General features: G+C 38.1%; 13 protein-coding genes and 1 other annotated feature. Of the genes, 1 reads left to right on the plus strand and 12 read right to left on the minus strand.

The features are described from left to right. Positions 1-31: 31 nt before the first annotated feature. From RCJ95_RS00910 to RCJ95_RS00950, 9 genes are all read right to left on the minus strand, one after another. Positions 32-604: an anthranilate synthase component II gene (locus RCJ95_RS00910; RefSeq protein WP_221680127.1), complete on the minus strand. Its 573-nt coding sequence runs from the start codon at positions 602-604 to the stop codon at positions 32-34. Further along, a complete protein-coding gene (gene trpE, locus RCJ95_RS00915) occupies positions 585-1,985 on the minus strand; it encodes an anthranilate synthase component I (protein ID WP_257520172.1) in 1,401 nt (466 codons plus the stop codon). Before trpE ends, RCJ95_RS00910 begins: the two co-directional genes overlap by 20 nt. A 140-nt stretch (positions 1,986-2,125) precedes the next feature. Next, positions 2,126-2,336, minus strand: a binding site (T-box leader). A 39-nt stretch (positions 2,337-2,375) separates the two neighbouring features. Beyond that, complete coding sequence (locus RCJ95_RS00920; RefSeq protein WP_221680125.1) at positions 2,376-3,446, minus strand: mechanosensitive ion channel family protein; 1,071 nt, start codon at positions 3,444-3,446, stop codon at positions 2,376-2,378. 76 nt (positions 3,447-3,522) lie between these two features. Next, the gene (locus RCJ95_RS00925) at positions 3,523-4,395 is read right to left on the minus strand and encodes a hypothetical protein (protein WP_446721798.1); all 873 of its coding nucleotides are present in this window, start codon (positions 4,393-4,395) and stop codon (positions 3,523-3,525) included. A gap of 177 nt (positions 4,396-4,572) precedes the next feature. After that, positions 4,573-5,232, minus strand: a complete 660-nt coding sequence (gene phoU, locus RCJ95_RS00930) for a phosphate signaling complex protein PhoU (protein WP_004231007.1) — start codon at positions 5,230-5,232, stop codon at positions 4,573-4,575. Between the two features lie 13 nt (positions 5,233-5,245). Continuing rightward, positions 5,246-6,079, minus strand: coding sequence for a phosphate ABC transporter ATP-binding protein PstB (gene pstB, locus RCJ95_RS00935; RefSeq protein ID WP_004231006.1), 834 nt, complete (start codon positions 6,077-6,079; stop codon positions 5,246-5,248). Between the two features lie 12 nt (positions 6,080-6,091). After that, a complete protein-coding gene (pstA, locus tag RCJ95_RS00940) occupies positions 6,092-6,970 on the minus strand; it encodes a phosphate ABC transporter permease PstA (RefSeq protein ID WP_221680123.1) in 879 nt (292 codons plus the stop codon). 1 nt (position 6,971) lies between these two features. Continuing rightward, positions 6,972-7,919, minus strand: coding sequence for a phosphate ABC transporter permease subunit PstC (gene pstC, locus RCJ95_RS00945; protein ID WP_004231004.1), 948 nt, complete (start codon positions 7,917-7,919; stop codon positions 6,972-6,974). Between the two features lie 64 nt (positions 7,920-7,983). Further along, positions 7,984-8,958, minus strand: coding sequence for a PstS family phosphate ABC transporter substrate-binding protein (locus RCJ95_RS00950; RefSeq protein ID WP_225340358.1), 975 nt, complete (start codon positions 8,956-8,958; stop codon positions 7,984-7,986). Positions 8,959-9,201: 243 nt separating this feature from the next. Between RCJ95_RS00950 and RCJ95_RS00955 the strand changes: the two genes are divergently transcribed. Then, entirely contained in the window at positions 9,202-9,393 is a 192-nt protein-coding gene (locus RCJ95_RS00955) for a hypothetical protein (protein ID WP_221680121.1), read from the plus strand. A gap of 146 nt (positions 9,394-9,539) precedes the next feature. On the opposite strand, the gene RCJ95_RS00960 is transcribed toward RCJ95_RS00955, so the two are convergent. The 3 genes from RCJ95_RS00960 to RCJ95_RS00970 form a co-directional block, all read right to left on the minus strand. Further along, positions 9,540-11,744 carry a peptidoglycan D,D-transpeptidase FtsI family protein gene (locus RCJ95_RS00960; RefSeq protein ID WP_221680120.1) on the minus strand — a complete coding sequence of 735 codons (2,205 nt, stop codon included), beginning with the start codon at positions 11,742-11,744 and terminating at the stop codon, positions 9,540-9,542. Between the two features lie 279 nt (positions 11,745-12,023). After that, positions 12,024-12,629, minus strand: coding sequence for a superoxide dismutase (locus RCJ95_RS00965; protein ID WP_016995356.1), 606 nt, complete (start codon positions 12,627-12,629; stop codon positions 12,024-12,026). A gap of 175 nt (positions 12,630-12,804) precedes the next feature. Continuing rightward, on the minus strand, positions 12,805-13,284 hold the full coding sequence (locus RCJ95_RS00970) for a DUF456 domain-containing protein (RefSeq protein ID WP_004230999.1): 480 nt from the start codon (positions 13,282-13,284) through the stop codon (positions 12,805-12,807). Positions 13,285-13,330: the final 46 nt, after the last annotated feature.

Consider the following 13,330-nt stretch of genomic DNA (forward strand, 5'->3'; position numbering starts at 1 on the left):
CGCCCATTCAGATGAGGCGACAGCTTTTTTATTAAGCTATACTTTCCAGAAAGGCTTGCATCATCATACTGCCTTCTTTTGTGCCGATTGATTCAGGATGAAACTGCAGCCCATAAAGAGGATATTCTTTATGTTGAATGGCCATAATCTCTCCGTCATCTCCCGCTGTGGCGAGTATCTTAAAATCCTTGTGTAAAGTTTGTTCTTCAATAATAAGTGAATGATATCGCATAACCTCGATATCTCCATCTAATTGGGCAAATAAACCTGTTTGCTCGTATTGTAATGGGGACAGCTTTCCATGCATAATGTTTTTGGCCTGCACAATATTTGCGCCAAAAGCCTGCCCTATAGATTGGTGCCCAAGACAGATACCTAAAATAGGGATTTTTTGATAGAGCACCTTGATGACCTCTATTGTTATACCTGCTTCATTTGGCGTTCCTGGCCCTGGTGATAAAATGATGGCTTCTGGCGATAGTTTTTGAATTTCTTCTATAGTAATGGCATCATTTCGTATGACCTTGACGCTTTTTCCAAGCATACTGATTTGTTGAAATAAATTATAGGTAAAAGAATCATAGTTATCTATTATTAAAATCATTTTTTACCTCCAATAGGGCACGTGCCTTATTCATTGTTTCTTCATATTCTGACAATGGAATCGAATCATAAACAATACCTGCTCCTGCCTGTACATGTGCCTTTTGGTCCTTAATGAGCATCGTACGAATTGCGAGGGCCAAGTCCATATCACCAGTTGTCGAAATATAGCCTACCGCTCCCGCATATACCCCACGCTTTACTGGTTCTAATTCATTAATCAATTGCATGGCACGAATTTTTGGTGCCCCTGACACTGTACCAGCAGGTAAACAAGCACGAAGTACATCCAGAACATGAAGGTCATCTCGCAATTCAGCAATCACCTCAGATACCATATGCATCACATATTTATAGCGCTCTATTTTCATGTATTTGGCTAGCTTGACGGAACCGACTTTTGCAATACGACCAAGATCATTGCGACCTAAATCCACTAACATACGGTGTTCAGCTATTTCCTTGCTATCCTCTAATAGCGCATTTGCGATTGCTTCATCCTGTTCTATTGTCGTGCCACGCGGCTTTGTACCCGCTATTGGGTTGGTTGTCACTTTTCGATTTTTTACCTTTACAAGACTTTCAGGAGATGTTCCTAAAATAACATAGTCCCCATAATCCATATAAAACATATAGGGTGACGGGTTAGACGTGCGCAATTGACGATAGAGCGAGAATGGCGAACCTGTAAATGGTGCAGAAAAACGTTGCGATAACACAATTTGGAAAATATCACCTCTCAAAATATGCTGTTTAGCACGTTCCACCAAAGCAATAAATCGTTCCTTCGAAATCATTGGCTTAAACTGTAACTCATCCACCTTTAATGCCTCAAAGGTTGTGCCTGCACAAAGCTGTTGCTCCATCGTTGTAATAGCAGCTTCCATCTCCTGTAATGAACGTCCATCCTGAAATAGATCAATCGAAGCTAGTGTAATTTCCTGTGTTAGATGATCAAAAACAATAAATGTATCATAGAAAAAAACATGAACATCAGGCATAGCTAAATCATCCTGTAAATAGTCACCTATTTGTTCTGTGTAAAATGCTGTTTCATAGCCAAAGAAACCTATAGCTCCTCCAAAGAAAGCAAAAGGATAGCTTTCTTCATGAAAGGGTATTAGTTCTTTTAATCGATCAAGCACATTGCCCCTAGCCTTGTCATTTTTTGATCCTTTTGAAAACACGAATTCTTCATTGTTTCCTTTTAGTTCAGCCACTGGATTGATAGCGATAAAGGAATATCGCCCACTTTCCTCATGTTTCGCTGAGGATTCGAACAACATTTTATGCTGCCCTTTCAGTGATTGATACACAGAGATCGGGGTCATCATATCCCCCTGTAATACTTTCATAGCATACTTTCTAAGCTCAACTGCCATACTCTCTTCTCTCCTTCTCTAAGCTCTGCTCATCTACACCTCATCTATCTTTAGCAGCAGAAATCTGCTAAAGGCTTTCTCTTCATTCAGCTAAAATATATGCTGTCTAAAGAAAAAAATATAAAAAGGCCTTTCCATCACAAAAGGACGGAAAAGCCGTGGTGCCACCTTCATTGGTCTCCTGATAAGAAAACCCTCTTTAAGCCTTATAACGTAGGCATCCGCTAATCCATACTGTTTTCAGGATTAGAGCTCCGAAGTCCATTCACTAAACATTTGTACTAGTTTTCACCAACCACTAGCTCTCTATAACAAATTGTACTAGCTACTACTCTTCATCAAAGCTGATTTCTTGGTAATATTGTAAAGCAAACTATCTTACAATTCAATTTATTTTTTATTTCGTAGACTTTCATCTTCAGGATGGCTAGCTAATGTAATCGATAGCTCCTCCATTATTTGACGAATGGCAAATAAAATATCCTGTCGTACTTCCAGCATAACAGCAGTATCATTTGTGGCAACAAAGAATCGAACAAGCACGCGATACGAATCATAATGAAACTCATCTATAAATACATGAATCATGTCTTTCTCTGTTTTAGCATGTAAATAAATTTCCTTATGAATGGCCGTTAAAGCGCTACGTATGTCTTCCTCATCATTATCAGCAGCGATATATAAAAACTGCTCACATTTCCGTTTTTCTCGCTTAGATAAATTATAAAGTGGACGGTTCACTAAATAGGAGTTCGGCACATATACAAGTCCTTTGTCTCCTGTTTGAATTAACGTACTTCTTAAATTGATATCCTCAATCGTTCCTTCAATTTTTTGATCCTCTGTCGCTATCCAATCTCCTATTTGGAATGGATTATCTAAAGCTACGGACATGCCACCAAATACATGCGCTAGTGTATCGCGAATCCCAAAGGCAATCGCCACACCCGTTAAGCCAATTCCAGTTAAAAAGCCATTCAGATTAAAATCCCAAAAGGAAGCAATCGTAAACATAGCAAAAATCATGATAAGCACTTTACCTATTCGTAGGAAAAACGGTAATAATACATTCTGATCCTCTTCGCTCGTTAATTCAAATGGTTGTTTCGTATAGAAATTCAAAACATCATAAATCCCTTTAAAAGCAAGAAACACCATAATAGACAATACAAAATTCTTTGTTGATGGATGCGTAAATAAAGGAACCTTTATTAAATAAGATAAGCTGAGCACTATGACCGTCGTCATAAAGGCATAGCCAATTGCTTTACTAAATTGAGCCAGTACATTTGCTTGGAAATTGCGCTGACGATCTTTTAAAAATAGCACGACACGATGAATAATTTTTTTGATGATGAATCGTTGAATAAGCCATCCGACTAAACAAATAATGACGGCAATTAAGCCATCTAGCCAAGTTGGGACTGTAAATTTAGGTAATAACCAATGTAATGAATCCATGTATATCTCCTTTATAACTACCTATGTATCGCCAGCAAAAAGGAGCCGACCTTCAGAAATGGTTAGCCCCTTCTTGTTATTGTATGGCATCATCTGCAAAAAAAGCCTTACTAGCAAACCAAAATTGCTGTTTATTAAAATTATGTTCATGCATGGCAATCACTGAAAATTCAGCATGATATTTTTGCTTCATTTCCTTTAGCATCGTTTTGGCTTGCTTGCCAACGAGATGCTGCCCATCAATAGGTGCTCCTTCTGTAAAAATAATGACATCTGCTTCTGTACCTAATTGATTTTCCTGTAGCAATGCTTTCACAAATTGTAAAACAGGTAAAATGGCTGCCTCTCCCTTTGCCTTATATTCGATAAAACTCTTAAAATCAGCTAAATTTAAATGCCCATTTTCAAAGCGATAGTGGACATGAATTTGCCGATCATACGGTACAATGTATAAATCACGGCCTTCCCGATGCGCACTCATAAATAACGCTAAAATCATACTTTTACAAATCTCAGAATAAGCGGCCATTCCTGTCGTTTGTTCTAAACAAATAATCATCGGGCCAGGGTCTTGTTGATTATCATGAAAAGGTACATAGTAAATATTTCCGCTTTTCGTTGTCTGTTGCTTAAGCTTTTGACGTCTAAGCTCTGACCATTTTCGTTCATAATACTGGCGTTGCTCTTTGCCGTTTGCTAAGCGTTCTGCCTTCTCAATAGCAGGAATATTCTCTTGGATTTCATGCATAATATCCGTCAATTCCAGAGCAAATGCTGCCATATTTCGTAATGGTTCACTCTTGAAAAAATAATCGATAAAATAATGTTGTTCCCCTTCACTTAACTCCTCTATATGTAGGTTTTCATAGAGAAAACGTAAATAGTCAAGTTGTTCTATTGTCAACTGCTTGTCAAATTGCTTGATGAGGGATTCAATTGCATCTTTCATATAGCAGCACCTCCTAAGCACCACATTTTTTGGATAATGTCTATAGTATAACCAAAAAATTTTTTTGACAATACAAAAACGCTCGCTATAAAGACGCTACAGCCAAAGACAATGTTGCTGCTTCAGGAGATTTTTTTCTGCAAATGAAAAAAAGAGCTAAAACGCAGCTCTTCTCTCTTAATTATTTAATTCATAATGTTTGCCCTTTACTAAGTAAAATAGATGTTCAGCAATATTTGTAGCATGATCAGCAGAACGTTCTAAATAGCGGCAAATAAATGTTAGGTGTGTAATCTGTGAAATATGGGAGGGATTTTCTACCCCAGCACGAAGTAAAAGGGTGATCGTCGCTCCGTATAAATCGTCCACGTAATCATCTAACTCTGCAATCTCTTTAGCGCGTACCGTATCTTCCTCAGTAAAGGCCTTCATGATGCTCTCTAGCATTTCTACTGTTTTATTACACATGGTTTGGAGATTTGTTATTGGGAAAATCATTGGCTCCTTACCGATTCGAATTGCTTCTTTAGCTATATTAACCGCATAGTCCCCTACTCTTTCCATATCTGAAGCTGCCTTTACAAGAACCATGAGACGGCGTAAATCTGTTGCTACTGGCTGCTGCTTGGCAATCATTAGGATCACATGGTCATTAATTTCTTCTTCAAGGCGATTAATGATTAAATCGTCTTCCAAAATTTTTAAAGCCTTTTCTAAATCCTGCTCCACCAATGCTTCAAAAGCTGTTTTTAATGCAAGGATACTGCTATTGGCAATTGCAAGAAATTGCCCCTGTACCTCTTTTAACTCTTGTTCAAAACGTTCACGTACGATCATTCATTGCTCCTCCTTAGCCGAAACGTCCCGAAATATAGTCTTCTGTACGTTGATCTGCTGGTGTTTGGAAAATAACATCCGTTTTATCGTATTCGACAACCTCTCCACTTAGGAAAAATGCTGTACGATCAGAAATACGTGCCGCTTGCTGCATATTATGTGTCACGATGACAATGGAATAGTCCTTTTTCAGTTCTTGGACCAACTCTTCCACTTTCAATGTAGAAATCGGGTCTAAGGCAGATGTTGGCTCATCCATTAAGATTACATCAGGCTCAATCGCTAAGCAACGTGCAATACAAATACGTTGTTGCTGACCACCTGATAATCCGTAGGCATTTTGATTCAAACGGTCTTTTACCTCGTCCCAAATGGCTGCCCCTCTTAATGACTTCTCCACAATTTCATCCAGAATTTTTTTATTTTTAATGCCATGAATTCTTGGTCCATAGGCAATGTTATCATAAATAGATTTTGGAAACGGGTTTGGCTTTTGGAATACCATCCCTACACGTGTTCTTAATTCTTCTACCGTATAGTTTTTATCTAAAATATTTCGCTCACGATATAAAATCTCTCCTGATGTACGTACGATTGGTACAAGTTCAACCATGCGGTTTAATGTTTTTAGATACGTAGATTTCCCACAGCCAGATGGTCCAATAATAGCCGTTACTTCATTTTCATAGATGCTTAAATTAACATCTTTTAAACCATGATGGTCACCATACCATAAGTTTAAATTGCGTGTATCATAGACAATATTTTTCGCCACATCTGCTACAGACTTAGTCGTTGCCTGATTCCGTTTGACAATTGTTTTTTCCTCTTTAAAATCTAATACCATAAGGTCACCTCATTAATAACGTTTTTGGAATTTATTTCGGATATAGATGGCGATCGAATTCATTAATAACAGCACTGTCATAAGCACTAAAATACCTGCTGCCGCTACATACTGAAAGGCTTCTTGTGGTCGTTTTGCCCAATCATAGATTTGCATTGGTAATGCTGTAAATTGACTCAGTAAACCATTCGGTAAAAACTGCAGGATAACTGGAATTCCAATTACAACTAGTGGAGCTGTTTCTCCAATGGCACGAGACAAGGCTAAAATACTTCCTGTTAAAATACCTGGAATGGCAGCTGGCAATACAACACGCAAAATCGTTTGCCATTTCGTTGCACCCATGCCATATGAAGCTTCACGTTGTTCGTTTGGCACTGCACGAATAGCCTCTTGAGCCGCTACAATGATAACCGGTAAAATTAACAAACTCATTGTAAAGCCAGCAGCTAAAATACTTTTTCCTAGATCCATCATACGTACAAAAATAGTTAATCCAAGTAATCCAAAAACAATGGAAGGAACACCTGCTAGATTCGATATATTCATGCGAATAAAGTCATTGATTTTATTTTTCTTGGCATACTCCTCTAAATAAATCGCAGTACCAACTCCTAAAATAATCGATACTGGTGCTACAACTGCCATTAACCAAAGCGAACCGATTAAAGCAGCTTTGATACCTGCCTTATCCGCAAATCGTGATGCAAAATTCGTCAAGAAATCGATGTTTAAGTAATCAATCCCCTGTGTCACAATGCGGTACAGTAAAACAGCTAAAGTAACAAGTGCAAACGTTGTAGCTAAGAAAAATAGAGTTTTCCAAACTTTATTTGCTGTAATACGCTTTGTCATTCGTTTCATGACGACTGTGTCATCCATATAGCGCATGCTAGTAAACCTCCCTGAAGCGTTTCGAAATATAGTGAGCAAGTAAATTCATTACTAGCGTAAAGATAAATAGTGTGAATCCTACTGAATAAATTGAGTAATAAATGGTTGTACCGTAACCCGCATCACCAGTTGAAACCTGTACAATGTATGCAGTCATTGTTTGAATAGAGTCTGTCACATTGAGGTCAAATTTCGGTGTTGAACCACCTGCAAGTGATACAATCATTGTTTCTCCAATTGCCCGGGAAATAGCTAACACAACTGAAGCGATAATCCCTGAAAGCGCAGCGGGTAATACCACTTTGATTGCTACTTCAAATTTCGTCGCACCTAGAGCTAAGGCTCCCTCACGCATACTATTTGGTACAGATGACATGGCATCTTCTGAAAGAGACGTAATCATTGGTAAAATCATAATCCCTACAACAATACCAGGACTTAATGCATTAAATAGTTTGAGTCCAGGTACAATTTCTTGTAAAACTGGTGTGACAAATGTTAAAGCGAAGAAGCCATAAACAATTGTTGGCACACCTGCTAATACCTCTAAAATAGGTTTCACTGTACGTCGTGTTTTCTCACTTGCATATTCACTTAAATAGATAGCTGAAGCAATTCCAAATGGTACAGCTACTACAACTGCAATAAGTGTCACTTTTAATGTACCAGCGATTAATGGCAGTATCCCAAATAACGGTTCGTTACCTGAAAACGGTAACCATTTAGTACCGAAAAGGAAATCCGTAATCGACACGCGTTTAAAGAATTCAAACGTTTCAAAAATAAGGGTGAAAACAATGCCAAATGTTGTTAATATCGAAATAATAGCTGCAGAAAATAATAGAGCTGGCATGGCTTTTTCCACTATTTTCTTTGTTTTTTGGTTGCGCGAATTTGCAATTAATTGCTGCACAGATGATGTCTTATCTTCCTTTTGAGAAACCATTGGGAGCTCCTTTCAAATAAGTGAGGGAAAGAGCATACATCTCTTTCCCTCTATGCATGTCTTCTTATTTTAAGCCTTCTAAAGTTTTTAAGCCTTCAGTATATTTTTCTTCAGGTAAACGAACATAGCCCACTGCTTCAGCCATATCGCCTGCGTTTTCAAGTGTAAATTTAATGAAGTCGTAAGCTGCTTCATTGTCCTTCATCGCACTATTTTTTACGTATGTGAATAATGGACGTGAAAGTGGTGTATATTCGCCACCTTCAATTGTTTCATTTGTTGGCTCTACGCCATTTACTTTGACAATGTTTAATTTATCTTTATTTTCAAGGTAGTAAGCATAACCGAAGAAGCCGATCGCATTTTTATCACCAGAAACACCTTGCACTAGCATATTATCATCCTCTGATAATGTTGCTGAGCTTACTAGATCTGCACCATCTAAAATCACTTCATCAAAGTAGTCGTATGTGCCTGAATCAGTACCTGGTGAATAGTAAACGATTTTTTCATCTGGCCAAGATGGATCAATATCAGACCATTTTTTCTCAGTCCCATCTTCAATCCAAATTTTTTGTAGTTGTTCGACCGTTAAGTCCTTCGCCCAATCATTTTCTGGGTTCACGACTACTGATAAACCGTCATATGCTAAAGCTAGCTCTGTAAAATCAATGCCCGCTTCTTCTAATTTCGCTTTCTCTTCATCTTTTATATTACGAGATGCATTTGAAAAGTCTGTTTCACCTGCGATGAATTTTTCAAAACCACCACCAGTACCAGAAACCCCCACTGATACTTTGACATCTGGTTGTGTACCTGCATACTCTTCAACAACTGCCTCAATGATTGGTGCTACTGTTGATGAGCCATCTCCAGCTACAGACCCTTGTAGCTTTTCATCAGCAGCTTCTTGTCCTGAGCTTGCTGGTGCGTTCGTTTCTGTATTGTTTCCGTTTTGTGCAGAATCGCTACCACATGCACCTAGCATTAATGCAGAACCCATTACCGCTGTCATCGTTAAGTACTTCCACTTTTTCATCTCATTTGCCTCCGTCATGAACTGTTTTATAGTTATTTGTCTTACAATCTTTACTATAATGACTGATTGTTGAAGTCGTATAAACGGTTCGTAAAAGAGATGTAAAGGAATGTAATGCTTTGTAAACGTTTGTAAAGATGAATTTACAATAGGGGAAACTTGCTTCCTATAGGAAAGGTGTTATAATAAGCAATTGTGTTAGGAAATATTTATTTTAATGATAAGGAGCGTTTGACCTTTGTCATGAAACATGCAAAAGTACAAAATGTCGATTATTTTAAAACATATTTATCATTAGTAATGGAACATCGGGACTACACACTTCAAGAGGCGGTTGATTTTATGCTAGCTTCTTATTTCTATAACAATATAGAGCTTTATGGGGTAAAACCAAGAGAGCAATTTGAATTAGCCATTCAGCAATTATCCGCATAAAGGCACTAAATATCTGAAAGGGGCGTTTTGCTATGCAAACGCCCCTTTCCATTACTCATGACTAGTCTTAAAAAAAGTAAAAATAAAACGGATTTGGGAAATAATTTTTCCAAATCCGTTTTGTATTAGCGCGTATCCAATACCCTTTATTCCTGCTCATTCTCTCCAATTTTTTCTTCCGTAATCGCTGGTAAAATTGGCTGTTTTACATTACTATCTGTTACTTTTTCAGCTTGATATTTAGCTTTTAATTCAAAATACTTATCTAAAGAACGTCTAGCAATGACATTATTTTGATAGTAGTGTGGAGCTAAATTTGTATTAACCCATGGGATCACAACTGCATAGGCAATTTCAGGATTTTCATATGGGGCAAAGCCAACATGCGTTAAATTAATCGTATTTGTGCCGTAATGCTCACGTAATGGACCATAATACACTACCTCTGCAGTCCCTGTTTTCCCTGCTGCTGTATATGGAGCATCGGCAAATTGTGCTCGTGCTGTACCATGTGAACCAGTATATACACGACGTAGCCCTTGCTTTACATAATCGATCTCTTCTTTAGGATTATCAATTTGATTCAAAATAGTTGGACCTACTTCGGTTACTAATTGTCCTAATTGCTTTCCATCCTGAGATGGGTCACGAACCTCTTTCACAACATGTGGCTGAATACGATAGCCACCATTGGCAACTGTCGAAATATATTGCGCAAGTTGAAGCGGTGTATACGTATCATACTGACCAATAGCCAAGTCGAGTGTTTTACCACCCATTGTAGGACCTGATGGACCACTCACTCCGCTAAATTCATTTGGTAAATCAATGCCTGTTTTCACACCTAAACCAAATTGCGCATAATTATTACGCATTTTTGAGAACGTATCGTCCTTTAAGCGTAATGGCATACCATAACTATAAGGTGTTCCATTAAGCAGCAACGCAATTTTAAACATATAGGAGTTGGAAGAACGTTCTAATGCCAACAAGTCATTCATCGGAATATATCCAGCCCTGTTAAAAATAGATGTTTTCGGATCCGTGCTAGCTAATTTAATCGGCTCGTCTCCCATTGAAGTACCCATCGAAATAACGCCCTGATTGTAGCCAGTGAGAACTGTTGCTGCTTTAACAGATGAACCTGCCTCATAAGCCGTGGTAAACGATCCATATGCATAGTCAACGACTTCATTTTGCCCTGTCTCGGGATTTTTTTCTATTTTCTTACCTACCATCGATAAAATGTCGCCTGTATTTGGATCCATCATAATTAGGAAGGCGCGATCTAATAGATAGGAGCCTGGAAGTGCTTTTAAGTTAAGCAGTTCTTCTTCTACAATCTTATCCGTTTCAGCCTGCAGCTCACTATCCAATGAAAGGATTAAGTCTTTACCTGGCTCCCCTTCATAGGTTGTAACTGTATCGACTACCTGACCTTTTTTATTGGTAATATTTTTCACAACTGTTTTTTGACCTTGTAGTAATTCTTCATATTGTGCTTCAATGTAACTTTCTCCCACACGGTCATTACGTGAGTAGTCACGTGCTAAATAGTAATTGAGCTTCTCTTTCGGTATCCCTTTTGTTGGGACCGTTGTACGTCCAAGAATAGATAAAGATGATAATTTGACACGTTTCCAGTCTGTTGTTGTATTAACACCTGGTAGTTCAGTTAAACGCTCAGATACACGAGCAAATTCATCAGCTGATACATTTTCACTTTTAATAATTTGAGGAGATAGATTATAGCCAGATACCATTTCACGATAAATCGCTAATACCTCTAAATCTGCCTCTGTTAATTGTAAAAGTTCTTCGTTTGTGATACGTTCCCGTACCAGTTTATCAATCTCTGCATTAATTTGACTTGTTGTAATATTTTCTTGTGCATTAATCTTTGCTTTTTCTGCCTCTGTAACTTTTTCATAGGCAGCATCATGATTTTGTAGTATCCAGAAATCCTGTTTATCACGCAATGTGACACGCTTTGTTGGCTGTTCAATCAATTGTGCCAGCTTTTTCGCGATATCAAGCATCTCCTCTGTTGTGGTCGTTTGCATTTTCGTATACGTTATGGCATTTTCTGGGTGATTATCTACTAAAATACGACCATAACGATCATACATGCGTCCCCTTGGTACACTTGTGTTGACAGGAACCTCTTCTGTACGCTCTAAAATACGTACATAATCTTCCCCTTTGACGATTTGCATATAGCCAAGTCTAAAAATTAACATTGAAAATACGATAAATATTGCAAAGAAAAGGATATTCATACGAAATGTTAAGTTAGAATGATGTTTTGCTTTAACACTCGCCGCGCGATTTTTTCCTGGTGCTTTGCGCATATGTATTCCCCTCCTCATCTTCTGATCATTTCAATACACGATACCTAGTATACCATTCGAAGGTATGACAGAAAAGCACGCACTTTCGATTTCTTATGTAAAACATCATTTATTTGACGGTACTTTATGGAGAAAGGTTGCCCTATTCCATGCTATCCTTTTATTTCAGCTTCATTATCCTGATATTTTTAAATTCTAACTCTTAATTTGCTGTTTTATCCAACAAAAAAAGGCTATGCCCCGTGAATGCTCACTTTAGGCACAGCCAATTATTCGTTATTATTTTGCAGCTTGGAATTTAGCTTCTACTACATCCCAGTTTACTACGTTCCAGAAAGCACCGATGTAATCTGGACGACGGTTTTGGTAGTTTAGGTAGTATGCATGTTCCCATACATCTAAGCCTAAAACTGGAGTTTTCCCTTCCATTACTGGAGAGTCTTGGTTTGGAGTAGACGTAACAGCAACTGAGTCACCATCAACGATTAACCAAGCCCAACCTGAACCAAAGCGAGTTGTAGCAGCTTTAGCAAATTCTTCTTTGAAAGCATCAAAAGAACCGAATTTAGCATCGATTGCTTTTGCTACTTCACCAACTGGTGTATTTGAACCGCCTGGAGCGATTACTTCCCAGAATAATGTATGGTTAGCATGTCCGCCACCGTTGTTGCGTACAGCAGTTTGTTTGTCAGCTGGAAGAGCATCTAGGTTTGCGATTAAGTCGTTAATGTCTTTTTCTGCAAATTCAGTACCTTCTACTGCTGCGTTTAAGTTTGTTACATAAGTATTGTGGTGTTTAGAATGGTGAATTTCCATTGTTTTTGCATCGATATGTGGTTCTAATGCGTCATAAGCGTAAGTTAATTGTGGTAATTCGTAAGCCATTGTTAAGTTCCTCCCTAAAATAAGAAATAATTAGTACATCCTTAGATTATCAAAATTGGTCAAACCATTCAACGAAAAATACTTCAATTTGAAGATTTCAGCCTTTTGACCGAAATACCGATATGTTTACTATCTTACCCTTTACTCACACTCACTAAACCTTAAAAGTGAGGCATTAAATGGCGATAAAAAATACAATAATCATAACAATTTGAATAACAGCCTTGACAACAGTAGATGTTAAAAAGCCAATTAAAGAACCGACACCACTTTTCACTGCCTCACTAAATGTACGTTTCTCAACGATTAGTTCCGCAATCACAGCCCCTAAAAATGGTCCAATTAAAATCCCTGCCACAGGGATCACAAATGGACCAATTAATAACCCGATGGTGCTCCCCCACATGCCAGCATTGGAACCACCAAACTTTTTGATACCAAACGCATTTGCCACAGTATCCGCCCCAAATAACAACACGACAAATAGTATTTCAATGACCCAAAACCACCAGCTTAGCTCTGCGAATGAGAAAAATAAGCCATAGAGCAAAAATCCACCGACTAAAAACAGTACTCCGGGAATAATTGGATACACTAAACCAATAAATGAAATAATAAAGCAGGCAATCACTAAGATCCAGCCAACAACTTCCATAAAGATTCTCTCCTTTTAACGTGCATTGCCTTTCATACGAAATAAC

The sequence above is a fragment of the Lysinibacillus sp. BSL11 genome (assembly GCF_052928325.1).

What these genes read in the sequence shown, in the direction of transcription:
- RCJ95_RS00910 (WP_221680127.1), bottom strand. Translation starts at nt 604, where the DNA reads ATGATTTTAATAATAGATAACTATGATTCTTTTACCTATAATTTATTT.
- trpE (WP_257520172.1), bottom strand. Translation starts at nt 1,985, where the DNA reads ATGGCAGTTGAGCTTAGAAAGTATGCTATGAAAGTATTACAGGGGGAT.
- RCJ95_RS00920 (WP_221680125.1), bottom strand. Translation starts at nt 3,446, where the DNA reads ATGGATTCATTACATTGGTTATTACCTAAATTTACAGTCCCAACTTGG.
- RCJ95_RS00925 (WP_446721798.1), bottom strand. Translation starts at nt 4,395, where the DNA reads ATGAAAGATGCAATTGAATCCCTCATCAAGCAATTTGACAAGCAGTTG.
- phoU (WP_004231007.1), bottom strand. Translation starts at nt 5,232, where the DNA reads ATGATCGTACGTGAACGTTTTGAACAAGAGTTAAAAGAGGTACAGGGG.
- pstB (WP_004231006.1), bottom strand. Translation starts at nt 6,079, where the DNA reads ATGGTATTAGATTTTAAAGAGGAAAAAACAATTGTCAAACGGAATCAG.
- pstA (WP_221680123.1), bottom strand. Translation starts at nt 6,970, where the DNA reads ATGCGCTATATGGATGACACAGTCGTCATGAAACGAATGACAAAGCGT.
- pstC (WP_004231004.1), bottom strand. Translation starts at nt 7,919, where the DNA reads ATGGTTTCTCAAAAGGAAGATAAGACATCATCTGTGCAGCAATTAATT.
- RCJ95_RS00950 (WP_225340358.1), bottom strand. Translation starts at nt 8,958, where the DNA reads ATGAAAAAGTGGAAGTACTTAACGATGACAGCGGTAATGGGTTCTGCA.
- RCJ95_RS00955 (WP_221680121.1), top strand. Translation starts at nt 9,202, where the DNA reads ATGAAACATGCAAAAGTACAAAATGTCGATTATTTTAAAACATATTTA.
- RCJ95_RS00960 (WP_221680120.1), bottom strand. Translation starts at nt 11,744, where the DNA reads ATGCGCAAAGCACCAGGAAAAAATCGCGCGGCGAGTGTTAAAGCAAAA.
- RCJ95_RS00965 (WP_016995356.1), bottom strand. Translation starts at nt 12,629, where the DNA reads ATGGCTTACGAATTACCACAATTAACTTACGCTTATGACGCATTAGAA.
- RCJ95_RS00970 (WP_004230999.1), bottom strand. Translation starts at nt 13,284, where the DNA reads ATGGAAGTTGTTGGCTGGATCTTAGTGATTGCCTGCTTTATTATTTCA.